Annotated in this window: 26 protein-coding genes; 22 read left to right on the forward strand and 4 right to left on the reverse strand. The window is 42.2% G+C overall.

All coding sequences use genetic code 11. The features are described from left to right. The first annotated feature begins 24 nt into the window (after nucleotides 1–24). The 10 genes from G343_RS0106990 to G343_RS0107035 are packed head-to-tail and all read left to right on the forward strand — an operon-like array spanning nucleotide 25 to nucleotide 11,753. On the forward strand, nucleotides 25–4,275 hold the full coding sequence (locus G343_RS0106990; protein WP_020007411.1) for a phage tail tape measure protein: 4,251 nt from the start codon (nucleotides 25–27) through the stop codon (nucleotides 4,273–4,275). Further along, a complete protein-coding gene (locus tag G343_RS0106995; protein WP_020007412.1) occupies nucleotides 4,265–5,131 on the forward strand; it encodes a phage tail family protein in 867 nt (288 codons plus the stop codon). Before G343_RS0106990 ends, G343_RS0106995 begins: the two co-directional genes overlap by 11 nt. A 44-nt stretch (nucleotides 5,132–5,175) precedes the next feature. Beyond that, nucleotides 5,176–6,837 carry a hypothetical protein gene (locus tag G343_RS0107000; RefSeq protein WP_211211836.1) on the forward strand — a complete coding sequence of 554 codons (1,662 nt, stop codon included), beginning with the start codon at nucleotides 5,176–5,178 and terminating at the stop codon, nucleotides 6,835–6,837. 38 nt (nucleotides 6,838–6,875) lie between these two features. Continuing rightward, complete coding sequence (locus G343_RS0107005) at nucleotides 6,876–9,191, forward strand: phage tail protein (protein WP_020007414.1); 2,316 nt, start codon at nucleotides 6,876–6,878, stop codon at nucleotides 9,189–9,191. Beyond that, nucleotides 9,178–9,336, forward strand: a complete 159-nt coding sequence (locus tag G343_RS15395; protein ID WP_020007415.1) for a hypothetical protein — start codon at nucleotides 9,178–9,180, stop codon at nucleotides 9,334–9,336. The genes G343_RS0107005 and G343_RS15395 overlap by 14 nt, the downstream gene beginning before the upstream one ends. Nucleotides 9,337–9,366: 30 nt before the next feature. Then, nucleotides 9,367–9,807: a hypothetical protein gene (locus G343_RS0107015; protein ID WP_156823586.1), complete on the forward strand. Its 441-nt coding sequence runs from the start codon at nucleotides 9,367–9,369 to the stop codon at nucleotides 9,805–9,807. Next, on the forward strand, nucleotides 9,783–10,175 hold the full coding sequence (locus G343_RS15005; protein ID WP_020007417.1) for a hypothetical protein: 393 nt from the start codon (nucleotides 9,783–9,785) through the stop codon (nucleotides 10,173–10,175). The genes G343_RS0107015 and G343_RS15005 overlap by 25 nt, the downstream gene beginning before the upstream one ends. 16 nt (nucleotides 10,176–10,191) lie before the next feature. Beyond that, the gene (locus G343_RS0107025) at nucleotides 10,192–10,485 is read left to right on the forward strand and encodes a phage holin (RefSeq protein WP_020007418.1); all 294 of its coding nucleotides are present in this window, start codon (nucleotides 10,192–10,194) and stop codon (nucleotides 10,483–10,485) included. A 57-nt stretch (nucleotides 10,486–10,542) separates the two neighbouring features. Then, nucleotides 10,543–10,695: a hypothetical protein gene (locus G343_RS15400; RefSeq protein ID WP_020007419.1), complete on the forward strand. Its 153-nt coding sequence runs from the start codon at nucleotides 10,543–10,545 to the stop codon at nucleotides 10,693–10,695. Then, the gene (locus G343_RS0107035; protein ID WP_020007420.1) at nucleotides 10,695–11,753 is read left to right on the forward strand and encodes a LysM peptidoglycan-binding domain-containing protein; all 1,059 of its coding nucleotides are present in this window, start codon (nucleotides 10,695–10,697) and stop codon (nucleotides 11,751–11,753) included. Before G343_RS15400 ends, G343_RS0107035 begins: the two co-directional genes overlap by 1 nt. A gap of 391 nt (nucleotides 11,754–12,144) precedes the next feature. Here G343_RS0107035 and G343_RS15630 read toward each other — a convergent pair whose 3' ends face one another. Both G343_RS15630 and G343_RS15160 read right to left on the reverse strand, forming a co-directional pair. Next, the gene (locus G343_RS15630) at nucleotides 12,145–12,990 is read right to left on the reverse strand and encodes a hypothetical protein (protein WP_020007421.1); all 846 of its coding nucleotides are present in this window, start codon (nucleotides 12,988–12,990) and stop codon (nucleotides 12,145–12,147) included. A gap of 13 nt (nucleotides 12,991–13,003) precedes the next feature. After that, entirely contained in the window at nucleotides 13,004–13,147 is a 144-nt protein-coding gene (locus tag G343_RS15160) for a ribbon-helix-helix domain-containing protein (protein ID WP_020007422.1), read from the reverse strand. Between the two features lie 593 nt (nucleotides 13,148–13,740). On the opposite strand from G343_RS15160, the gene G343_RS15165 reads away from it, so the two are divergent. The 8 genes from G343_RS15165 (at nucleotide 13,741) to G343_RS0107085 (ending at nucleotide 17,707) form a co-directional block, all read left to right on the forward strand. Further along, complete coding sequence (locus G343_RS15165; protein ID WP_281167421.1) at nucleotides 13,741–13,944, forward strand: tyrosine-type recombinase/integrase; 204 nt, start codon at nucleotides 13,741–13,743, stop codon at nucleotides 13,942–13,944. 432 nt (nucleotides 13,945–14,376) lie between these two features. After that, on the forward strand, nucleotides 14,377–15,003 hold the full coding sequence (locus G343_RS0107055; protein ID WP_020007424.1) for a hypothetical protein: 627 nt from the start codon (nucleotides 14,377–14,379) through the stop codon (nucleotides 15,001–15,003). 169 nt (nucleotides 15,004–15,172) lie between these two features. After that, a complete protein-coding gene (locus tag G343_RS0107060) occupies nucleotides 15,173–15,580 on the forward strand; it encodes a hypothetical protein (protein ID WP_020007425.1) in 408 nt (135 codons plus the stop codon). A 160-nt stretch (nucleotides 15,581–15,740) separates the two neighbouring features. Then, on the forward strand, nucleotides 15,741–15,974 hold the full coding sequence (locus tag G343_RS0107065; RefSeq protein ID WP_020007426.1) for a hypothetical protein: 234 nt from the start codon (nucleotides 15,741–15,743) through the stop codon (nucleotides 15,972–15,974). Between the two features lie 367 nt (nucleotides 15,975–16,341). After that, nucleotides 16,342–16,653 (forward strand): hypothetical protein, encoded by a 312-nt coding sequence (locus tag G343_RS0107070; RefSeq protein WP_020007427.1) that lies wholly within the window; start codon nucleotides 16,342–16,344, stop codon nucleotides 16,651–16,653. A gap of 6 nt (nucleotides 16,654–16,659) precedes the next feature. Continuing rightward, nucleotides 16,660–16,953 carry a type II toxin-antitoxin system RelE family toxin gene (locus G343_RS0107075; protein WP_020007428.1) on the forward strand — a complete coding sequence of 98 codons (294 nt, stop codon included), beginning with the start codon at nucleotides 16,660–16,662 and terminating at the stop codon, nucleotides 16,951–16,953. Between the two features lie 255 nt (nucleotides 16,954–17,208). Next, nucleotides 17,209–17,370 carry a hypothetical protein gene (locus G343_RS15405; RefSeq protein WP_020007429.1) on the forward strand — a complete coding sequence of 54 codons (162 nt, stop codon included), beginning with the start codon at nucleotides 17,209–17,211 and terminating at the stop codon, nucleotides 17,368–17,370. Next, complete coding sequence (locus tag G343_RS0107085) at nucleotides 17,363–17,707, forward strand: hypothetical protein (protein WP_020007430.1); 345 nt, start codon at nucleotides 17,363–17,365, stop codon at nucleotides 17,705–17,707. Before G343_RS15405 ends, G343_RS0107085 begins: the two co-directional genes overlap by 8 nt. 462 nt (nucleotides 17,708–18,169) lie before the next feature. Here the strand turns inward: G343_RS0107085 and G343_RS0107095 are convergent, their stop codons facing one another. Both G343_RS0107095 and G343_RS0107100 read right to left on the reverse strand, forming a co-directional pair. Then, nucleotides 18,170–18,841 (reverse strand): DUF4352 domain-containing protein, encoded by a 672-nt coding sequence (locus G343_RS0107095; RefSeq protein WP_020007432.1) that lies wholly within the window; start codon nucleotides 18,839–18,841, stop codon nucleotides 18,170–18,172. A gap of 189 nt (nucleotides 18,842–19,030) precedes the next feature. Then, nucleotides 19,031–19,948, reverse strand: a complete 918-nt coding sequence (locus tag G343_RS0107100; protein WP_020007433.1) for a 1,4-dihydroxy-2-naphthoate polyprenyltransferase — start codon at nucleotides 19,946–19,948, stop codon at nucleotides 19,031–19,033. A gap of 119 nt (nucleotides 19,949–20,067) precedes the next feature. On the opposite strand from G343_RS0107100, the gene G343_RS0107105 reads away from it, so the two are divergent. The 4 genes from G343_RS0107105 to menB are packed head-to-tail and all read left to right on the forward strand — an operon-like array spanning nucleotide 20,068 to nucleotide 24,693. Then, on the forward strand, nucleotides 20,068–21,453 hold the full coding sequence (locus tag G343_RS0107105; RefSeq protein WP_020007434.1) for an isochorismate synthase: 1,386 nt from the start codon (nucleotides 20,068–20,070) through the stop codon (nucleotides 21,451–21,453). Further along, nucleotides 21,428–23,095: a 2-succinyl-5-enolpyruvyl-6-hydroxy-3-cyclohexene-1-carboxylic-acid synthase gene (gene menD, locus G343_RS0107110; RefSeq protein WP_020007435.1), complete on the forward strand. Its 1,668-nt coding sequence runs from the start codon at nucleotides 21,428–21,430 to the stop codon at nucleotides 23,093–23,095. The genes G343_RS0107105 and menD overlap by 26 nt, the downstream gene beginning before the upstream one ends. Further along, complete coding sequence (gene menH / locus G343_RS0107115) at nucleotides 23,085–23,909, forward strand: 2-succinyl-6-hydroxy-2,4-cyclohexadiene-1-carboxylate synthase (RefSeq protein WP_020007436.1); 825 nt, start codon at nucleotides 23,085–23,087, stop codon at nucleotides 23,907–23,909. Before menD ends, menH begins: the two co-directional genes overlap by 11 nt. Continuing rightward, the gene (gene menB, locus G343_RS0107120) at nucleotides 23,875–24,693 is read left to right on the forward strand and encodes a 1,4-dihydroxy-2-naphthoyl-CoA synthase (protein WP_020007437.1); all 819 of its coding nucleotides are present in this window, start codon (nucleotides 23,875–23,877) and stop codon (nucleotides 24,691–24,693) included. The genes menH and menB overlap by 35 nt, the downstream gene beginning before the upstream one ends. Nucleotides 24,694–24,714: the final 21 nt, after the last annotated feature.

Consider the following 24,714-nt stretch of genomic DNA (forward strand, 5'->3'; position numbering starts at 1 on the left):
ATTTGAAATGAAGGAGGTGAAGAAATGGCAGATACAGCACAATTAACCGTCCGAATCGGCGCGAACATTAAAGATTTTGAAAAGAAAATGAATAATATGCAAGGTAAAATGGATAAGATTGGCAGTGGTCTCAGTAAAGCCGGTAAAGGTATGACTGCGGCAGTGACTGCCCCAATTCTTGGACTTGGTACAGCCGCCTTTGCTGCCGCTAACGACTTTGACAAAGCATATAACACAATACAGGTCGGTACAGGTGCCACAGGTAAGGATTTAGAGGGACTGAAACAGAACTTCGAGAACGTCTTTACATCCATCCCTACAGACAGTCAGACGGCATCTGATGCATTAGCGACGCTCAACACCTCCACGGGCGCAACCGGCGACGTATTGGAGGGCTTAACCACTAGTGTGTTGGAAGCCTCCCGCATGATGGGAGAAGATGGCTCAGCCAACGCTCAAGCCTTCGGTAAAGCCTTGCAACAATGGGGTGTCCCCGCTGAACAAGGCGAAGCCCAAATGGATAGCCTGTTTAAGGCGACACAGGACTATGGTATTGGTCTGGGTGAGTTAACCTCTAACTTGTCCGAATACGGTCCGGTCCTCAGTAATGCCGGATTTGAAATGAATGAGGCGGCTGACCTGTTTGGACGCATGGAAAAAGGCGGCATCAACGTCTCCCGGATTATGCCTGGCTTGAACATGGCATTTAGAAATTGGGCCGATGAAGGAAAGAACAGCCGCGAAGAATTTGATAAAACGATCAGTAAGATGCAGGATGCCGAAACTGAAACAGAAGCGCTTGGCATTGCTACTGAACAGTTTGGCGCTGAAGGGGCACAACGCCTGACCACAGCGGTTAGAAATGGCACGATCCCATCGCTCGAGGAACTCGGTACAGCTTTGGAAGGTTCAGAGGGCACTGTAGCCGGTTTATCCGAGGAGACTAAGACGGTGGGGGACCGGTTTACGGAAATGAAAAACCGTATACAGACGGCAGTTGCGCCGCTTGGCGAAGTATTTATGCAGATCGCTGAAGACTTTGAACCAGTGATTATGGACTTGATCTCAGGTGTCGAAAGCCTAGGAAATTGGTTTAGTAATCTGAGCGGGCCTGCACAAATGCTGACTGTAGCGATTGGTGCTATAGTAGCGGCAATTGGCCCTCTATTAATGGTTCTTGGATCAATCATCGGACCGATAGCGCAAGTAGTCACTGCATTCGGTGGTTTTGTGAAGGTTGGCTTAGCGGTTGGCGGTGCCATCGCTAAAGTAGCTGGAGTATTCGGTATGCTGTTGAATCCAGTCGGTTTAATTATTACTGGCATCACCGCTTTAGCCGGTGTATTTATTTATCTTTGGAATACCAATGAAACCTTCAAAAACGCAGTCATCGGCATATGGAATACGATTAGAGACACAGCCGTATCCGTTTTTGGGCATATTACCAGTTTCTTATCTAACGTGTGGACGAAAGTTTCAGAGGCAGCGGTTGCTACCTGGAATTATATTACAGAATTCTTATCTGCTGCTTGGCAAGGGATATTAGGTATAGCAACGCCAATATTTAACAGAATCGCTAACTTCATTGGCAACGTTTGGACAGTCATTTCCACAATGGCGCAGGCGGGGTGGAATGTGGTTACTACGATTTTAACGCAGGCTTGGAACGCTCTGCTTAAGTTAGTCATGCCGGTGTTTAATCAAATATCCACATTTATCAGTACTGTTTGGACTGTCATAAGCACTGCAACGTCCGTTGCATGGGACTTTATATCCGATAAACTCGGTACAGTTTGGAATTGGATTTCAAACACAGCAACCTCAGTCTTTAACTCAATCGCTAATTTCTTATCAAATATTTGGACGGGGGTATCATCGGCGGCGCAGACAGCTTGGGATTTTATTTCCAACATGCTGATGACAGCTTGGAATAATATTGTCGCTTTTGCTCAGCCGATTTTTAATCGTTTATCCAGCTTATTTTCTGTAATATGGAACACGATAAAATCAGTCACAACCACGGTCTGGAATACGATTTCCACCATGCTTTCCACAGTGTGGGGGATGATCCAGACACTAGCTTCTGGTAAATTTAACTCAATTGGTGACATTATAGGAATTGTTTGGGATACCATCAAGTCTCTAACATCAACGGTATGGAATGCCATTAAAGATATATTCAATTCTGTTGTTTCCGGCATTGTCGATTTTGGACGGACTTATTTCAATATGCTGAAGGATGCAGTATCTACCATTTTCAGCTCAATTGCGAGTTTCTTCAGCAGCATTTGGAATGGCATAAAATCAACATTTAATACGGTTATAAACGCAATTGTTAACTTTGCCATTTCATATTTTGAAAACTTCATGGCCGGCATAGAACGTATTTTTAACTGGATATCCAATTTCTTCACATCTGTGTGGAATGTTATTAAAAATACATTTACAAGAGTTGTTAGAAATATAGTTACTTCCGTTATGGATCGCTGGCGAAGCCTGTCTGATACAACGAGCAGGATTTTTAATAGCGTAAAAAACTTCTTATCCAATTTATGGAGCACAATTTGGAGCACAATTTCAGACGTTGTCTCCAATATATTCAACACCGTTGTAGAGGGTTGGCAAATTATATTCAGAAGAACAGAGAATATTTTCAATAATATATTTGAATTCCTTTCCAATTTATGGAATCGTTTATGGAATAGAATCACAAACCTTGCTAACGACATCTGGACGGGCGTCACAGATGCTTGGGACGGCCTATGGGAAAGCACTAAGTCAGTCTTTAACGACATCAAAGACTGGGTGTCAGATACCTTTGACAACATTGTCGACTGGGCAACAGATTTGCCGGGACGTATTGGTGACGCTATATCCAACGCAGCAAGTGCAGCAGTTGATGGCGTTAAGTCAATGGGTAATGACATGGCCGGTGCCTTACAGGACGTTCTGGACGGCATCACCGGCGGATTGAATAAGATTCTGGATGCGATTGGTCTTGACATGGAAATTGGCTCATTTGATGTGCCGACATTCTCCACGGGTACACGGAATGGTCGAATCGCTAACGACGGCCCGGGCATCCTCAATGACAAAGGCCCGGGCAACGGACGCGGCGGCGCAACGCAGGAGCTGATTCAACGCGGCAACAAGATGCTTGCACCACAGGGTAAAAATGCCTTTGTCGGCCTCAAAAAAGGTGACCGAATATTTAATGGTGCTGAAACGCAGTCTATGATAGCATCCGGAAAAATCCCACGGTTTAGTCAGGGCACTGGCTCTGAAGGTGGTAATACCGGAGATGATAAAGGATTGTGGGGATCGTTTACTGATATGGTCAGCAATGTCTGGGACTTTATCACAGAACCGGGCAAAGCGATGGAATCCATACTGGATACGATCACACCAGACTTTGGCGGCCTTTCTGGCTTTGCCGGCGATATGGTCAGCGGCAGTTGGGACCTTGTCAAAGATACAGCCCTTGATTGGCTCACAGGCATATTTGAGGATAATGCCGGCGGCTTAGGAACTGGTAGCAGTCAATCATTCATGAATTATAGACAGACGACGCCGTACAGTCCAAACAGCCCCGTGCCGGGCTACCCGACATCGTTTAACAATGGGCACCATTACGGTATTGACTATGCGACACCAATCGGCACGCCTGTCCACGCGCCGACTGCCGGAAAAGTATCCAGCCTCAATAACAACGGTGGCGGACTGGTCGCTAAGCTTAAGTCCGGTGAACTCACTCAATTCTTCATGCACCTCTCAGACATCGTCAAGACCGGTTCTGTTGGTGCGGGTGACTTGATAGCTAAAACTGGTAACAGCGGACAGTGGACAACTGGCGCACATATTCACTGGCAGGCACAGCAAGGGTCAGACGTCATCAACAACAGTACGATTAATCCAAAAGACGTCCTTGCTCATGCGAGGGGCGGCATATTTGATCAGCCGCACTTTGCAGAAATTGCTGAAGAGGGACCAGAAGCGGTTATCCCACTATCTGCCAATCAGCGCGGTAGGGCCAATCAGATTTATGATCAAGTTGGTGGCGCAATTGGTCGCGGCAGCGATAAACATTACGAACAAATGATAGATAATCAACAGAAACAGATCAATCAGATGAATCAGGCAATCAATTACTTGGCCGGCATTGAGGATAAGTCAGGCATCACTGAGAATGATGTCGGAAAAGCGAATGCTAACTACAGCAGTAGAGAATCATCGAAACACAGAAAGAAAACGGGGAGGTTGAATTATGGCGTTTAAGATATACGACATTGATAAAAATGAAGTTAACTTCCCAATTGATAGTTTAGGTTACGGAATGAAAACGCCGGGAAACATCGGATTCGATATAGTCATCGGATCCGTTATTTATGAAAATGTTTATAGTCAATCGAGTTATACGGATAAGTTGGTTAAGAGATACCCAAAAGATAGAGAGGTTAATATTGTTTTATCTTTTGTCGCAATGGATGAAACTGACTGGCGTTTAAAACGGGATGAAATATATAGTTTCTTCCGGAACCTTGGTATTTTTTATGTTGCTGAGACTCATCAACCATTCAAATTATTAAAAGTAACTGTGGACTCCGGTTATACGATGGAAGAAATCAGCCTCACATGGGGACGCGCTGAAATCCCTCTAAAAATCATCGACACGCCATTCAAACAATCTCTCCACACCACAACCGACTTAGACAGCGAGGGAATCCGTTTTAATGATAAGTGGGCGTACGGCATGGGGACATGGTTTGCGGAAAACTACTGGCAGTATGAGTTTACAGGTGTGAAACCGACATTTTATAATGCTGGCGATGAAGAAGTGAAACTCATTCAGCAGAAAGAAAGTTTGATTACTCTGAAATTAAACGCTGTACCCACCAATGGATTGATTGACATTGACGACGGCACGACAACGTTTAAGTTATGGTATGACTTTAAAGTCGGCGATGTGATTCGGATTCATGGAAAACACGTCACGCTGAACGGTAAGAATGTATTAGGTGATACAAACTTCAATTTCCTAACTGTAAAGACAGGATGGAACTATTGGGATGTCAGAGGTATACCTAACCGAGATTACGAATTTAAAATAGACTTTAGATATTTGTATGACTGACCTTCGGGTTGGTCATTTTTTATTATGAGAGGAGTGATAATGTGGTGCAGAAAAAGATACCTTTGATAAATAGCGCTCATGGTTCTGAAACTCGGAATATCATCAATGAGTTGATCAAGTTATTCAATGGCATGGGTTACACTTATGATGAAGCGTTGAGTAAGGCGCATAGTGTTTTGAGTGAAGCCAAAAAAACAAATGATATGAACGAAGATGTACAACGTCAGTTAGATGAAATAATACTTGAAAACGGAAATTCAGAAGCAGAAGTAGTGCAAGCACGTGGAGGATTACCTCTTTTAAAAGATAGGTTGAACAATCAGGAAGAAGAAGTCAATAAAAAAAGCGTGTTATCATTCCGGCACACCAATCTTGTGGACAAAGTGAATAGCTTAATTAATGTGAGGGGAATGTACTTAAAAAAAGATTCAGAAGCAATATATGTAGGTATTGGGATGGGTGATGGAATAAAAGGTGTTGTTGAATATAGATTTGTTAATAATGACGATGGTTTATTATTGCTTAGAGGTGTTCGTTCTGGATTTGAAGACCCTATTCAGAATAAGATAGATGTTACTTTAGATGGTGTATTTAATGAAGGGTCTGCTCCGAGTACATTCACTACAGCGGTAGGAGATTCTTTCAACTTTGAATTTGAAGGAAGTAATCTTCACTTTACGAGTGTAGTTGAATCACGCGGCGGTTTATGGGAGTTCGAATTAAGTAATGGAATGAAGAAGAATATTACTTGTTATAATAATAACACCACAATTGTAACCAGGACTGTTTTTGAGGATTTACCACATCAAAAATACAAAGGTAAAGCTACATTTAAAGGCGCTGATCCATTTAATCCTCCTACATCTTCAGCTAGGGGGTATGTACATTACAAACCGGCAGACCCCACGGTATATGCATTGAATCATGGAAAAGTTTCGCCTTTAAATCACTCGACCTCTAAATGGGTAATATCACCTAATTCAATCCCAGATTTCGCAATAAACGGGACCGACGTTGGCAATTCCAATTCTGGTGTTTGGGTTCCGCAACATGGCAGTGTAAAAAATGTCAGCCTAAATGTTTCTGGTCGTATATTTGCGGATGGAGAGCATGAAGTTTTTATTTCAGGCACAGAAAAAAACACCCTCGAATTTGATTATAAAGAGGTTGAAAACGTAAAAATTTCCCAGACTTTTAGAGCAAATAATCCGAACTCTAACTTAGAGATGTGGAGTCATATTGTAACTCATACAATATCTGAGGTAAATCCATTTCTGACAATAACAAATAATATAGAAGTGTTAAACGATATATTTTCTAACGCTGGTTATTTAGGAATGTTGCCCTCCAGCCCAAATAATATGTATAAACTAGAATTAGAAAACGGGGAGATATACTCACCTATACCGCAAGATAGTTCTGAACGTTCTTTTGATTTAGGAGTGAATAGTGCTATATATGTCGGTGAAAACACTTCTGGACGGTATCATGCAGCGGCGATGGATGTAACATCATTGAAAGATGCTATTAATCTAAATGTTGAAAATATAAATTCTCCTCCAGGGCTTATCACCTTTAGAAGTGATAACGTATCTAAAGTGTACTTTTATTTTACTAACAAAAGTTATTTAAACTCTGGGGATAGTTTCAGTGTAACTCAAAGGATAGCCTGTATTTTCGGTGAAAGATACCCTACAGTTTTGTAAAAGTAATAATTATACCTAAATTCAGGAGGTGAACCATCATGCTCACAGTAACATCACTAAACAACGTCACATACGCAGCGATTGCGGAAGTGCCACGTAAGCGATCTATTAATGGGGAGCGTGAAATTACGCTCTCTTTTTTACGCAATGAAATCAATGATGAATTCATTGAAAACATCGAAACTGGATGGACAGTCAATTTTAAAGGCGATATATATCACCTTTTTAACGAAAAAGAGGATATGCACGGGAATAAAGAATTCGATGCCGTACTTGATTTTTTTCATTATTTCAACGGTTTCTGGCATGTGGATGATGTGGAAAATAAATCAATGACCATTGATCACAGCATCCCGCCACTCTTTGAAGGCACAAAATATCTGTTGAATATTATTGATACATTCCACGCTAATACAATGAGTTATTCTAAGCAGGAAAATAGCACCCAAAGATTTTTATACTTCATCAGTCGGCATAATGCGGAATTTAATATACCGATCGGCACACAAACAGTACAAATCAGGAACAGAATTGGTAACCAACGTAATGATGTGTTAATCCACGAGGATGATAATTTAATAGATTTTAACATTACGACAGATACCGATTCTTTTTGCACAGCAATCAAAGGGTATTATGACTTTCAGGGCGATGATGACGAAGGTTCAGACAAAGAGCCGACAAAAACGTATGAATACATCTCTCCGATGGCCGAAAAATACGGTGTCATATGGGGCGAACCGATCCATGATGAGAGGTATTCCACACTTGATGGCATTCAAGAGGCGCTCAAAACTAAACAAGAAAGCACATGGAAAACATCATTTGAATTGTCTGCTGAACTGTTTGAATATCCGCTGAATGAAGGGGATGAGGTGCGCTTTGTTGTCCCGTCAAAAGGCATCAATGATTATATTCGTGTGGTTGAAATCAATGAGGAATTTGATGAAGACGGCGAATTAATCAGTTCTGATTATACGTTTGGTAATGAAAATATCAGTCAGCAGTATAGGAATATGCAGTATGATTCTATACAGGATATTCAAGATCTGATTGATGGTAAGCGAAAATTGCCATATAATGTATTGCCCAATGCTGTCAGGGAAGCGACAAACATCATAAATGCCGGCGAGGATAGTCATTTTGAATATCGGCGTAATGGTATATATGGCTATAATTTGAATAATACTCAGGGAGTTACTCGTTATAATGCCAATGGCATCGGATTCAGTCAGGACGGCGGGCAGACGTTTAATAATGCATTGACCTATACCGGTATTGTCGCTGATGCGATTACCACCGGTAGCATGACAGCCAACCGGATTGCCGGCGGAATATTAAGAAGTATTAATAACAATACTTTGTTTAATTTGAACACTGGCAAACTTCAAATGAGCAATGCAGACTTCGAACTCGGTGGCAGTGCATCCATCGAGTTTACAGATACGAGGAATCAGATATATTACCGTCGATTTGATGATGTCGGAGGAATCAATCGAACGGCGGGTGTTGGAGTAGATAGGAGTATTAATGGACGTTTCCCTGTAGTCTATTTAGGGACGACTAACAAAAATAATTTATCATCGAGGGACGAGGATAACTTCGCGGGGTTTATCGCGAATACTAGACAGAGGGAGATTCTAGACGGTGCCGGTCAGTCAATAGTAGGACGTAAAGTTTTTATAAGGAACGAATCATTCGATTTTGATAAAGGCTACAATATTGATATGCACAGCAGAACCATCACATTTCACCCAATGTACACGGCCGAAAACTCATATTATATGGGGACGGACACCGGTATTTTTGACAGAACTTATAGTCAACAAATTAGAGGGGATAAAAATGTGCAAATAAGAGATGCTTTTGGTTACGGTGGTTGGCAGTTTAGTACCGATTGGCGGTCTGGTGGAGCCAATCTTGCCATATTAGGATTGAACACGAATACGTATTATTATCAAATTGGGCGTGAAGGCAGCCCTTTAACTTTCGGTTACATTAATTCGGTTCATGCTGATTGGCTACGCGGTGAGTTGGTTGGCTCTTCTTCTCGTAAGTTCAAGAAAAATGAAGGCGAAATGAATTTGAAAGACAGTGTCGAGTTTATCAAAAATGCCAAAATAAAAACATTTGACTGGATTATAGACGAAGAATCGAAATTTAACAAAGATAATCCACAAACGGTAAATGACAGGCAAGTCGGTTTTATCATTGATGACCTCAAAATGAACAACGACCATCTGGTAAAGCGTGATGATGAAACGATTAAGAAAGATAATATTATCTTCATGCATCAGCAAGTAATCCAAAATTTATTAAACAGAGTGGAGGTATTAGAAAATGGCAAAAAGTGATTATATAGAGCCTAATCAGGAATACGTCATACAATCTTTATCCAATCAGTTGGCTAGGGCAAATATGCAGATTGCTGAACAGGAATCAATTATTACTGATTTGTATAATCAGTTGAAAGAGCAAGGCAAACAGCCCGCTGAATAGTGGATTGTTTTTATTATACGCAGAAAGGGTGTGATTACATTTGATAAGCATATGAGTTACGCAGAGATGATTGCCAGCCTGATGCTTATTGGCACTGGACTGATGACAATGGAGCGGGGTCTATTTTGGATTATCGAGACAGACACATCTTTATTTGACTCTCACCTGTACGCTACATTAAGCCTTGTTATGCCATTGTGGCTATGGGGGTTAATATTCGCCCTCAGCGGGCTATTCGTCATTCTGGCAAGCCTCAAATTGCCTAAGCGGGACACTGCAATCAGCTTTGCCATATTCCTGCTCATCGGCGGGTTGGGCTCATCAGTGGCTTACTTCATCATCACGATTGCCGGGTTTGGCAATGCAGAGACCTGGTTGACACCAGTCCAGTACATCACACTGAGCGGTTTGAATGGGATTTTGGCGTTTATTGGGGGCGTTCGGATTTGGCAAACGAAAATTACGTCCTAAAACACGAGTTAGAGGCAGCTAAAGGCAACCTGCACAAACGCATCAATGATGTGGACAATAAACACACTGATAATCATAACGACCTTAAATTGATGCTGCACACCTTCATGGAGAGTCAAAAAAGTTTGCCTAAGTCGATGGAAAATATTGAGGGGCATCTGAGCGAACTCAATAAGACCATGAGTAATCATAGTGTGCGAATGACCGATATCGAATACAAACAAACCGACCAGGGCCGACGATTGGGCAGTATCGAAGACATGCAGCGAAGTAAGAAGCAGGATAATACAAAGATTATGGTAGCGCTGATTAGTGCCATTGCCACATTGGGCGCTGGTGCATTTGGATTGGCGCAATTTATGTTTTGAGAAAGGAGGTGACAATATGGCGGAACAAAAACGGACTGGACAGCCGCAAGTGGATTCAGAGGTTAAGAACAGCGCAGCCGGTGATTTAATCCGGCACATTGCCGCAATACTCTTGGCAGCATCGTCATTCCTGGGCGTACTGGGTTATCAATTTGATTGGCTCACACAGGACAGCATTAACGCCTTTGTTGTCGTACTGTACGCGGTCGCAGGGTTTGCGTATACAGCGTTTGAGATTTACAAGAACAAGTTTGCGACAAAGAAAGGCAAACAGCAGAAAAAGGTGCTTAAAGATAATAAGGTGGACTGATGCATCTATATAGTAGGTGTATTTTTTATGCCTAATTTTAGATAGGAGTGATTTTTGATGGCTGAAAAAACAGAGCAAGAAATCATGGAAGAGAAAGACCAGGAAGAGAATGAGGGTGTGGGCGAGTCCATCGACACACCTGATGAAGCCGAAACGGCTGAAGAAGAACAAATTACAAGCCTTGCGGCTGATGAGGAGGTTGATGAGTAATGAGTTACAAAGTAGTTAATAACTGGGTACCGTCCAGTAAGTATAATATTAAAGCGACTTATGCGATGAGTCCAAGTACAATTACGGTGCATAATACTGCAAATACTGCATCTGCCCGCAATGAAGTCTCATATATGCGCGGGAATAATAATATGACTTCTTACCATGTGGCCATTGACGATAAACAAGCGGTACAGGCCATCCCGTTTAATCGTAACGCCTGGGCAGCGGGCGATGGTGGTAGCGGACCGGGTAACAGACGGTCTATCCACATTGAGATTTGCTATAGTATGGACAATGGATATAGTGGTCGCTACTCCAACCGACATGCCCAAGCGGAAAAGAATGCCGCTGAGTATATTGCGCACATCCTTGATCAGTATGGTTGGGGTGTGAATAAACTCAGACAGCATTATAATTGGTCTGGCAAAGATTGTCCGCATAAAATGCGAGCTTGGAACAACTGGAATGCTTTCAAAAACATGGTACAGGGTCATCTGGATGATATCAAAGGCGGCGGCTCCACATCTAAACCGTCCACACCTGCAGCATCCGGCGACACGTACAAAGTTCGTAAGGGTGATACACTGTGGGGCATTGCTAATGCCAATGGTGTCAGTGTGGGCAATCTAAAATCGTGGAATGGTCTATCAAGTAATACGATTTCAATCGGTCAGACATTGAGTCTTAAAAAGTCATCATCCGGCTCATCGTCTGGCTCTGGTACCGGCGGTGCTGGGAATATCCGATATAAGGAAGACAATTGGAATTCCAATCAGTACGACACTTACTATGTCGCCGTGGATGCTACCTTTGTTGTAGGCAATACACCAATTTACGTCTATGATAATGCGCCATTTATCAACCCGAATAATCGAGCGCCCTCACAGGCAAAGCCAGGGGATAGTATTGATTTCTTTGAATTGTGTCGACAGGATGGTCACGTATGGGGCACTTACAAAACAGGCTCAGGCTCTACCCGATATATGCCAATAAAAAAATGGAATGGTGGCGGCGGTCAGGTGACTAGTTCAGGGCTTTGGGGTAAATTCGTATAAAATTTAATAAACACTACACTATGTAATGCAAAATCCCGGAGCCCTCATCAGCTCCGGGATACATAAAAAAAGAGGGCGCTATGCCCCCATCATTGACTATTACCTACCAGAGGACGAAATCACTGAATCTGTGGAGTCTGTGAAGGCGGGGGATGTAGTCGCTGAGATGGAGGAAATGAATCAGATTATGTAGTCCGTCCAAATCCACAAATTTATGAAAATCCGCCCCCACAGGCGCATCAAATATGGTATAATAGATATACAGATTGTACTACTCTTTTTGCCGCTCATTAGTGTGGAAGCTAATGGGCAAAATTGATCTTCGTCCTGCAGGAGGGGCGGGGGTCTTTTTTTATGTATTAAAAAGGCCACCTAAATAGGTGGCTGTTTTTCATTTATTCAATGCCGGGTGCTCCCAATAATCATCCGCAACGTCCGCTAATTTTTCATGGAGGATATTCCCGTAATTAATCTTATTCCTAGTTTCTCCATTAAACACTAGCGTCATTACCTCTCTATCTTCTTCATTTCCGTATTCGTCCTGAAGAGGTAGATTAAATCCAATATTTATAATATCCACGTTGTTTATTTCTTCTAATTTTTCTAATATGTCATGCGTCTGTACATACATAGTATTTTTCATTGATTCATTTGACCATCCAATACCCGTGTTGATTCTAATCAACAGTTGTTCTCCCTCTTCAACATATCCGATTTCTTCAATTTCATCGTCAGACTGAATAACGTCCTCTACTACTTCATTAGCTGTCTCTTTGACTTCTTCAGCAGGGGAGGTTTCTTCCTCTGCCTCTTCTTCTGTAGGCTCTTCAGTCGTCTCTTCCTCAGTCACCTCTTCTGTTTGCTCCTCTGTGGGTTCTTCAGTTGTTTCTTCTTCGGTGGATTCCTCGGTTGTCTCTGCCTCAGTCGGCTCTTCAGTCGTTTCTTCTTCTGTTTGCTCTTCTGTAGGCTCCTCAGTTTCCTCTTCGGTCACTTCCTCAGTGGTTTCTTCGTTTTGTGCCATGTCATTACTTTCTTCTTCTGCAGTAGATTCTTCCGTGTCTCCGGTCGATCCAATGACTGCAAAAAGAGCGATTACAGCAGTGACTATGATTTTTGGCGTTCTGCCCCAACTACTAAACATCCACATTAAAACTAATCCGATCGGGAAAAATACGATTAACGTTAGTATGATAAACCAATTCTTTTTGTAAAACGGTACTTTTTCTTGTTCATTCATATTAAATCTCTCCTCATTTATTATTATCTACATATTCTTTAATCCATTGTCGTATTAACTCCGCGCGATTGATCGCATTCGCTTCTACAATTTCATTAAACGCATCTAAATCTTTTTGCGTTAACCTGATAATAAAGCTTGCTTCATTCTTAGCCATGGCCGATACCTCCTTGTTATCTAAAGTATATCAATCGATATACATAAAGTAAAGAGGTATTTTGATATTTTTTCATAGACACGTGACCAATCCGTGACTTTTTAATCTATTTTTATAGTGTTTAATCGTATGGGTGATACCGTGTAAACACCGTTATAATGCGCTTTCTGTTGTTATCTGATTCTAATCGAACGGACTCACTGTCCGTTACAGTTATACCAACGTTTACAGCGTTTTTAAAGCGAAAAAGTATACACGTCACGCTAGAAAAAGCCGTGTAAACTCCGGCACTACTACTCGAATACAATTCGAAAGGTGGTGCTTTTTTTGTCGAAAAATACTCGAAGCAAATCGCTCTCAAATGAAGAACTGACGCGGATTAGGGCGTCCAGCAAACGCATGTTAAAACAAATCGTAGTCAGTTTTGATGACGGATTAGACGCGCTAATCACAAGGTGTGCAGCCCGTGGACTAGCTGATGTCACAATTACGTACTATAAAAGCGAAATGAGAGTCTTCTGCTACTATTTGGCGGACTGTAATACGGAGGTACTGGCGGATATTCATCGGCTATCTGCGCTAGACATCGAAAAATTCGCAAAGTATATGCGCAATGTAAGAGACGCCAGTACTATGCAAAGACGATGGTTGAGAATGGAGCGAATGTGTTCGAGTTGCAGAAACTCCCCGGCCATAGGTCGCTAGAGATGGTGCGCGTATACGTAAATCTATTTGATAAACACATATTTGATGCCCATAAGAAATATTTCCCTACTAATCATCTATTTCGTGATTGAGCGTATTATATAATAGAGATCCGATTCCTTAACGTAGGGAGTCGGGTCTTTTAATTAATTTCGATTTGGGTGTGCGAAAATGACTTCGATATTTTTAATGGGTTGTAAATTTTAAGTATGTTTATCTATTTCATTTTCAAGTATCATATATAATGAAAGTATTAAAGATGAGAATAAGGAATCATGATTAATTCTCTCAAATGAAAACTAAACGGAATGAAGACAGTGTTATGAGGAACATAGCTTTAGGATTTTTTATACTTGTATGTATCGTAGGATCCATAGTTAATATAGCGGAATCGCGGCAGGCGATGTCGAAGTAGATGACGACGCCTCTCACGAAGATTACGTCGCAAGTATTGACGAAATTAAAGAGATTGATCATCCGTAATTAATAAATAAACGAATATTAAGCGAAATGGAGTCGATAGCATGAAACGATTACTAACACTTATATTGGCGGTATCTTTACTCGCAGCATGTGGCGGAGAAGAGCCGAAACAAGACGTTGAGACAGAGACTACGGCAGCAGACGTTGAGGCAGAGCCGAATACAACCGAAGAATCTACGGAGGAGAGCGAAGTCGTACATGAATCGGATATGTCCGATAATCCTCTAGAAGAAACGGGAGAAGAAACGAGGGAGGCGGTTGGCTCATCAAGTGTCTCGGATGTGTTCGGCGAAGATTCTGAACGTTCAGAGGAGTATTCCGAGGAGAACGTTGATGAGCAACCCACAGCCCTTGAGAATGAGACTTTAGGAATACTTGAAGAAGCATACGGGGAGCGAGGTACCGTTTCATTTGACGAAGAGACTAAAACGTATACCATCTTGCCTACAGACCCAGGTTTGAGTGTTTTAGTCGAGTATGTAAGTAACGGCAATTATTCGGAACAATGGGACGATATCGTAACTGCTCTAGTCGGGGTGTCTGACTCCATTTACGTCTCTATGGGGGAGGGTTATAAGATTGAGTATAAGAACCCGAATTCAGAAGCCTTCACTATCATCCGAGTAAAGGACGGGGAGCTACTTTACGATTTCTCTGACGACCTATAACCGAATTTATTAACCGGGGCTATGTTCGGTCATCATATATGGGGATGTAGTCCCGTTTTTTATTTTAGCTAGAATGAAATTAAAATAATAATCGAAAGCGGCGGCAGCATGAATGATAATCTTCATCGGATTTTAGAATTGGCGGAAGACGCTCAAAGCACTATTCAGAGTGGTAAAGTTCGTACACATTGACGACAGTCTTTATCAAGAATACACGCAGAAGCTAGACGCTAATAACGAGTCCTATAAAAAGAGAATCGAAGCTATTCGTAATAGTGAAGATCCCGTTTACAGTGTGGACAGCAAAGCTAAATACGACATTCACGCACTAGAAGAAGAAAGAGACGAGAAAGATGCTTCATTACGCAAAGAATATGACGAAAAATTAAACGAATTAAAAGCGCAGGCAATTAAGGAACTAGCGCTAAATAATTCAGTGACTGGCTCAGCAGATGCCGAAGTAACAGCGACAAAGGTCACACAATTTAATTTCCAAGCAAAAACGGAAAATATCGATGTTGCGTTGAACGAGTTTCTAAAGTATCTACAGTTTGCGATGATTCCAATATCGCATTGATCGAATATAAAAGCTATGCGTTTACCTATCACGCCTATAGATGTCGGTATAAGATCCGTAGAAAATCTTATCGTTTTCTTTCAGCCGGTGAAAGTCCGGCACTACATAATATCAGCGTTCTATTATGTTATTATGAAAATAAAAGAAAGGATGTATATAAATGGAATTCATACTACTGTTAATGTTTATCTTTATCCCGTTCCTATTTTTCATAATGGTATTCGGAACACACAGAGGGCGCACAAATAGAAAAAATACGGCAGAGATTAACGCAATGGAAAAAATGAAAATGTATAGAGGTATGTTAGAAGAGAAGGATATTTCAAACGAAGAAAAAGTAAGAATTGATAGCAAGATAGAAAAGTTAAAAAAGCAGCATAAAAGCTTATTTTAATAGACCGTCCAAAAGTGATGACAGAATAAACTCAAACGAATATACTAAAATCGATGGATATCTTCTTTCCTAATGATTTTAGTGACAGTCAATCGAGCAACTCAAAAAGGTATGGAACCAGTTGCGAGATCAAGGGAAATCTTTTTGGAGGTTTTTCCATTCCGTATGATAGTCCGGTCTGAAAAAATGTCCATATCAGCGGATTGAACAGCGTCTAACCCCGAAAAAGCTGTTAGCCCCCCCTTTTCGTAGATGATACGATCAGGGGATTTTTTATACCGTTAATAAAACGTACTAATTAATGTACTTTTAAAAGACGTTAAAGAGTGATATAATACATTTAAATAATATATCGGAGGTAATCTATATGAAGACTTTAGATGTGCCGTTTAAAAGTATTTCAGATATGAAGAAAGCACCAATGGACGCATTCAACACGGCTAGAGAAAGTAACAACGGGGTATATATCCTTAATCGTAATCAGCCTGTTGGTGTCGCTTTGACGCCTCAACAATACGAGGCTTTAAATAGTGAAATAGAAGCATTATATGATCGTATTGATGAGTTGATAGTTAAAGAGCGTTTAGCAAAAGAGAATGTAAAAACTTATTCAGTCAAAGAGGCGACAGGCGTAGACTTATCTGAAATAGAGTTCGATAAAAATGACGGTTGGGAATAACGTAGTATGTACGTTGTTAATCTAACAGAAGACGCCAAAGATGATTACGCCAAGCTGGACGGCAGCCAACAGACGTTTATATTAAAAGGATTAAAGCGCATTGAGCAAAGAGGTATAAACGCAGGGGAAATGTTAAAAGGAAGTTTAGCAGGATGCCGTAAACTAACGTTTAGGGATGCAGGTTTAAGAATTGTATTCCGACAAAACGGCGACAAAGTCGAAGTAATAAATGTTGTGGCAATCGGTAAAAGAGATAATTCCAAAGTATATAAAGATGCACTTAAACGACTAAAAGAATAATAGAACCTTCGTTTAAAATAGTTTTCTAAGAATAAACATGATCCATACCCTTTGCGATTAAATTCGTAGAGGGTGTTTTATGCCGATTGATATTTTTACATTCAAACGTAGATAAAGGGGGCGCTGACAGGGCGATTTACAAATGACTGTAAATGTGATCTAAAGGCGCATCATAGATTGCATTAAAATTGTTGCATGTCTTTAACCAGCGGGTATATAATAGTAAGACTACTAAGTGGATAGGGTGATTCTGTAATGATTAAAGAGCAGGGGAATAACATAAGCAAAAATTCACCTTTTAAATTCAACGTTGCGAAAGCTGTTTCAGAATCAAAAGAACCGAAGCGGAATAAAGAAGGTAAACTCATGGTTAGCAGAAAAGATATAGAAGGTAGAGAATGGTACTACTATGGCTAATAGAATATACGCAGGATCAATGCACTGGTTGGGTGTGGCATTTGAAGATAGCCCTCAAAATGTCAAAATCCGTCCAGTGCTTATTTTACATACAAATGATGGTATAGTTTACTATTATTACATTACTAAGCAAGAGGGGAAGAACCATCAAAAAAAGTATAGGCCATTCATAAGCGACTGGCGGCAATCCGGTTTGAAAGCACCTTCATATATCATGATTAAGAATCCGCCTAAGATTGCTGATGAAGGCGATTTTAAAAGTAATTCCTATATGGGAGATATTACACAAAAAGATGCCGATAATATAAGTGCATTCATGGATCATCTAGGATATTGATAGTGGTAATATAAATGATCATCACTTTGTCGGTGGTCTTTTATATGTCTAAATAGCCCCTTACACATTACTGTATTGTGTAAGGGGCTATTATTTGTTACCATCACTGTTTTCTTAGGAATATGGAGACGATTTGCTTTCTTTCTGGCAATGCCGATTTTAGTGACTGCTAAATCAAATTGTAAGAAATGATTGTTCTGGACTTTTTACTGTACAGGTAGAAAATATCAACCGTTTAATTCATTGGAAAATTCTTTATAAACTCCATAAAACCAAAATAACCAAGTAAACCTAAACCAAGACCAACAACAATAATAACGAGAATAAGGATATTATATTTAGTGTGCCTATCCATTATTTCACTCCTTAGTCACTTCGGTAACGTTTTCGTCGAAAAATGATTTCAAAGTTATTGAATCAGTCTGTAAATGATCATTGTGAAAACGGGAAGGGCAGGGCGTATTATGATTCAGAGTCTTCTTCGGTTGTCTCCTCTTCTGTATCACCGGCGCCTTCAAGTTCGATGGTGTGGTCGAGTTGTTCGGTGTCTTCTTCAGACATTGGATTTTCACGGCTTTGCAGCACTGTCTCGAGTTCCGGATCTAGCGGTCCATAAGCGACGACTGATGTTGCGGACTCCCCGGGCTCGACCATTTCTGCAGCTGTGGAAACCAGGTCTGCTTCCTCATAGTCATCCGGAAGGTCCATGGTCAGATTCTCCAAAGTGGTTTCCCCTTCTTCCATCAGCTGTCTGACTGCCAGGTCAAGTCCGAACCCTTCCTGGGGAGAGGTCTCTACATCGGAGTTATTCGTAAATTCAAATTCAATGGTTACAACTTCATCTGCTGTCGGTGCTTCTGCCTCCTCGTTATCTTCAGCGGCTGCCATTTCCTCTTCAGTCGGTTCGATCGTTGCCTGACCAAATTCAACTACTGTGTAGTCTCCATTCTCGCCGGAGTATGATATGTCCCCTTCACCGGATGAACTGTCTCCTCCGGTATCTTCTTCGGTCGTATCTTCTTCAGTTGCTGCCCCTTCGTCTGTCTCTTCTTCAGATGAGTCGTTACCTCCGCACGCCCCCAGAAAAAGTACGATGGATAAACCGCCTGTGAGCAGGTATGTCTTTAAACGCATACAAATTTCCCCCTAAATATTTTATATATTTCCAATTATAATATAATTCTGAGAATAATCAATATTATTTCGAGAGATGAAATAATAAATCTGGTCATTGATTGAATCAGGAGCAAAACAGATGCAGTATAGTATTCAAATAACTGGCATGGGGGCGAGCAAAAAAACCCGGGACATTTGTCCCGGGTTTTATATGCCGGTTAACCCGTAAAGTGTTAGACCGGCGGTAAGCAGTAATCCAAAAATGGTATTTAATTTGCCCATGGAAGCCATCGCTGGGATGAGTTCCTTCGGTTTGTCTCCCTGCCACATCAGTCTGACAGTTTTGACTGCGATTGGTATGGACAGGCAGGTAAGGAGCAGAAAAAGGGATCCAAACGGTTTGAATATTGCTATCCAACCGATGAAGACATATATTCCGGCTAAGAGTGCTGCTGTAGTAATTACAGCCAGCGGTTTGCCGACCAGTATGACATAGGTTTTCCTGCCGCTTTCCTTATCCTTCACCCTGTCCCTGACGTTGTTCATCATGTTGATCAATCCGATGGTTACAGCAACGGGTATGGACATTAAGAGAGGGAAGTAATGGACCGTCTCTGTATGGATGAAGAAAGTGATCATAATGATTACTGTGCCCATGAAGAAACCGGCGAATATTTCACCAAAAGGCGTCCACGATATAGGGAAAGGGCCGCCTGTATAGAGGTAGCCTACAGCCATCGAAATCCCTCCGATAACGAGTATCCACAGTGAAGTGTTGACAGAGATATAGATGCCGATGATCCCGGCAATGATATAGAGGGATACAGCGATGCTGATCACCGCCCGGGGCGACATGCCATTTCTGACAATGGCACCTGCGATACCCACTGATTGTGCATTATCAAGACCTTTCTTAAAGTCGTAATATTCATTGAACATGTTTGTTGCCGATTGGATGAGGACTGTTGCAATCAGCATTGCAAAAAACATATCCCATCTGATCGGAGCAAAAAGCAGGACACAGGCGGTCCCTGTTAAGACCGGAACAAAACTCGCCGTTAACGTGTGCGGGCGGGTAAGACTTATATATTTTTTGATGCCGGTGTGCGTATCCGTACCTTGCATTACCATCTTCCTTTATACATTTAGTATTATAATTTTAGCATATTTCATCATACACGATACACAACTATATGAATAAATGATAAAATAGTCTTAATCATGCAGAAAGAAGTGTGTAGTAAATGAACTTGGAAACCGATCAAACAATTCTTGATGAAATCAGGCTGGATTCTGAGAAATCCTACTTGACTCTGCAATTACCATTCGATGAATTGGATATTGATGAGAAGAAAATATTTTCCCATTTCACCGATGAGCTGGGCTCCAGATACTGGTTTCGCTCGAAAGATGAGAGGTATAATTCGGTCGGGATAGGGTATTTGGAGACCATTAAAAGAGATAAATATTCTGCAGAAGCACTATCCATTGAGAAGGATAGATTATATCGGAGTATACAGCATATTTCTGCAAGGGAAGGGATGTGCTCCCGGCTGAGCCTGTTTGGCGGTACACGGTTTGATGACAAGGACACCACTGACGAATGGAATGACTATGCAATGGTTGAATTCCATCTGCCAAAATGGCAGTTTGATCTGGTGAACCGTGAGTTGTTCTATTCCATACGAATTTCGGATGTGGACATTGAGTCCATACTCACCGATATCCATTCGGAATTAAAGGCGATTGATTCGGCGGAGACACCTGCACCCGAGAAACCTGAGATCAATATGGAAAAAGACATTTTCCCAAGCGCCTGGAAACAGCTTGTGGACCAGGCGGTGGATGTGTTGAATGATGAGGATTTCAGGAAAGTGGTGCTGGCAAGACAGCGTCTGATCACTTTTAAAACCCCGGCGGAACCGCTCTACCTTCTAAAGAGGCTGGATGACGAGGAAGGGACTTACACGGTATATTACGAAAAGAATAAATCGGCTTTCATCTCAAAGTCGCCGGAGAAACTGTTTCATGTTAAAGACGATAACCTGATTACGAATGCAGTCGCCGGTTCATCGGAAAGGACAGGTGATGTGACAAGGGATGAGGAACAAGTATCCTTCCTGATGGCAGATGAAAAGAACAGATATGAACATGAACTGGTCAGAGAATCCATTGTCAGTGATTTGGAACCCTATTCTGATGAGGTGAAATATTCTCCCGACCCCAATATTATGGAAAACAAGTATATTTATCATCTTCACACTCCGATTGAAGCAGTTTTGAACGAGAAAACAGGCGTATTTGAACTGCTGGACGCCATTCATCCCACACCTGCAGTCGGCGGCCTGCCAAAAGATAAAGCAAGGGAATATATAATGGCGGAAGAGTATGGGACCCGTGGATTGTATGCCGCACCGATTGGATTGATTCATGAAGATAATGAATCCGAATTTGTCGTAGCCATACGCTCCATGCTGGTACAGGCAAAAAGCGCGACATTGTTTGCCGGATGCGGCATTGTGAAAGGCTCTTCAAGTGAAAAAGAGTTTGAAGAGACAAGGGTGAAATTCACACCTATGTTGAATGTACTGGAGGCCAATAGAGATGAATCATCAGGAATTACTGACTAAGCAGGTATTTACCCTGGTAGATATCCTTTGGTCTCATGGTGTGGATGAAGTGGTCATCAGTCCGGGATCGAGATCAACACCGATTGCCATTGCAGCAGAATTACATCCGCATATTAAAACTTATGTGCACCCCGATGAGCGGAGTGCAGCGTTTTTTGCTTTAGGGCTGTCCAAAAGGGACCATTCACCAGTCGGTATCATCTGTACTTCCGGAACAGCTGCGGCTAATTACACTCCGGCCATCGCTGAAGCCGAACTCAGTCATCTTCCACTCATCGCCATAACAGCAGATCGGCCGCATGAATTGAGGGATGTCGGTGCACCGCAGTCGATCGATCAGAATAATATGTATGGGAATTATGTTAAATATTACACTGAACTCCCTCCTGCTGATGCTCACAAGTCAGCGCTGAATCTAATCGGGACTAAAGTTATGCAGTGTTCCAGATATTTTAACGGCAATGAAACGGGGCCGGTCCAGATTAACGTGCCTGTACGTGAACCGTTGATACCGGATATAACAAGAACCGACTTGTTTTACAGGGAAAAGGCAGTCCGCCCCGAATACCAGCTGACAGACCATGCTTTGACAGAATTAACGGGTACAGGGCTTGTGTTAATCGGAGAGACGATGGAAACGCTCAGCGGTATCGAACCTGTGCTCGATAAAGATTATCTGGCCGTTATTGCTGATCCCAGGCAGCATATCAGGAAAACATTGCACAATACTGTGACGCATCATGATTTGATATTCAATGCACTTGATGAAGATCAATTCTCATACATCGAAGAGAATGTGGATTATATATTAAGAATTGGAGACCCGTTAACCTCAAAAGCAGTCAACAGTTTTTTGTCTGCAACTGAAATTCCACAGTACCTCATCAGTGAACATCAAAATTTAAAAACTTTTCCGATCGCACCTTACCAGGCGTTTGTCGGTCAGGTCCGGGGAACATTAAAGAATATTGAATTCAAACCGGGCGGCCGTCGGTTCAAGCATTGGTTTTCCAATATGGATGCCGCTGTAGAATCACATATCGATTTAAATATCCATCAATATACTGATGAAGGCAGATGCACGTATGAAATTTTCAAGCATACTGAAGCCGGGCGTTCCTTTTTCCTCTCGAGCAGCATGCCGGTCAGGGACGGGGAACGATATGATACAGTGAACACACATACCATTTATGCCAACCGAGGCGCCAATGGTATCGACGGTGTAGTATCCACAGCACTTGGTATGGCATCAAAACAAAAAGTGACACTGATCATTGGAGATGTGGCACTATACCATGATATGAACGGTCTGATCATGTCGAAACTTGAAGATGTGGATCTCAACATTATCGTATTCAACAACAATGGCGGCGGCATATTCAGTTTTCTCCCGCAGTATGACAATCAGGATCATTTCGAACGTCTTTTTGGGACTCCGCTCGACCTTGACTTCAGACATACCGCTGCTCTGTATGATTTCAACTATCATGAAGTCAACAGCTACGCAGATATAGACAGCCGGCTTGTCAATGCGGCCGGCAGGAACCTGATTGAGATAAAAACCGACAGAGAACAAAATCTGAAGCAGCACCAGCAGATGAAAACGGAAATCGGGGATATGGTGAAGTCCATTGGATATTAACTACAGATTCAACAATAACCATAAGCGGGAAACTGTACTTCTGATGCATGGGTTCATCTCAGACATGTCCAGTATGGACACAGTATGCAAAGATCTGGCTTCTGATTTCAATATTTTACAGGTTGATTTACCCGGCTTTGGAAGCACGCGAAGTACCGGTATTGATTATACGATGGATGAGCTGTCTGCTGGCCTTGCATCGCTGACTGAATCACTGGGTCTTGAAAAAGTGCATGTGCTCGGATATTCGATGGGCGGCCGGACGGCCATATCATTCTTAATCAATCATCCCAAAAAGGTGCTTTCAGCTGTGCTTGAAAGCACCTCTCCGGGCATAGAAAATATGCATGAGAGAGCTGTCAGATATGAAATTGACCAAAGACGGGCAGCACATATAACGGATGATTATGAAACGTTCATCAAGGAATGGGGACAGATGGGGTTATTTGATTCCCAGACTCAAATTGACGGGAATCTGCTGCGGAAACAAAAAGAGAACCGGCTGTCGCAAGATCCGCTTGAAGTGGCTGACAGCCTGATTAAATATGGTACCGGTGTGCAGCGTGCCTATTGGCAAGATCTTAAACATGTCGACCAGCGGGTACTCCTGCTGGCGGGAGAAAAGGACGACAAATTTAAGGAAATAAACAAATCCATGGCGCAGCTGCTGCCATATCCGCAGCTGAAAATTGTAAACGGCACAGGACATAACATTCATATGGAAGCCCGCAAAAAGTTTGCTATAATAGTATTAGGATTTTTAAGAGGAGGATGCAATAATGGCAAGAGAATGGCAGACACTCAAAGAATATGAGGAAATCAAGTATGAATTCTACAACGGTATAGCAAAAGTGACAATCAATCGTCCGGAAGTGCGCAATGCATTTACACCGCTTACTGTTAACGAAATGATAGATGCATTCACCCGGGCCAGAGACGATCAGAATGTTGCTGTGATCGTACTTGCCGGTGAAGGCGACAAGGCGTTCTGTTCAGGCGGAGACCAAAAGGTGCGCGGACACGGCGGTTATGTAGGAGAAGACGATGTACCCCGGTTGAACGTCCTGGACTTACAGCGTCTGATCCGCGTCATCCCCAAACCTGTTGTGGCCATGGTTTCAGGATATGCAATCGGCGGCGGCCATGTACTTCACGTCGTGTGTGACCTGACCATTGCTGCAGATAACGCACGATTTGGTCAGACGGGGCCTAAAGTCGGTTCCTTTGATGCCGGGTATGGTGCCGGGTATCTGGCTCGGATCGTCGGGCACAAAAAAGCGCGGGAGATCTGGTTCCTGTGCAGACAATATGATGCAGAGCAGGCAGAGGACATGGGTCTTGTGAACACAGTGGTGCCTCTTGATCAATTGGAAGATGAAACCGTTCAATGGTGCGAAGAAATGATGCAGCATTCCCCAACAGCGCTGCGTCTTCTGAAGGCGGGCATGAATGCAGATTCAGACGGACTGGCCGGTCTGCAGCAGATGGCAGGAGATGCAACACTCCTATATTACACAACTGATGAGGCTAAAGAGGGCAGAGAAGCATTTAAAGAGAAAAGAGATCCCGATTTTGGCCAATTCCCAAGATTCCCATAAGACGAAGAATCCGCCCATCTT

It is taken from the genome of Salinicoccus albus DSM 19776, from assembly GCF_000385175.1.
GTDB lineage: Bacteria > Bacillota > Bacilli > Staphylococcales > Salinicoccaceae > Salinicoccus > Salinicoccus albus.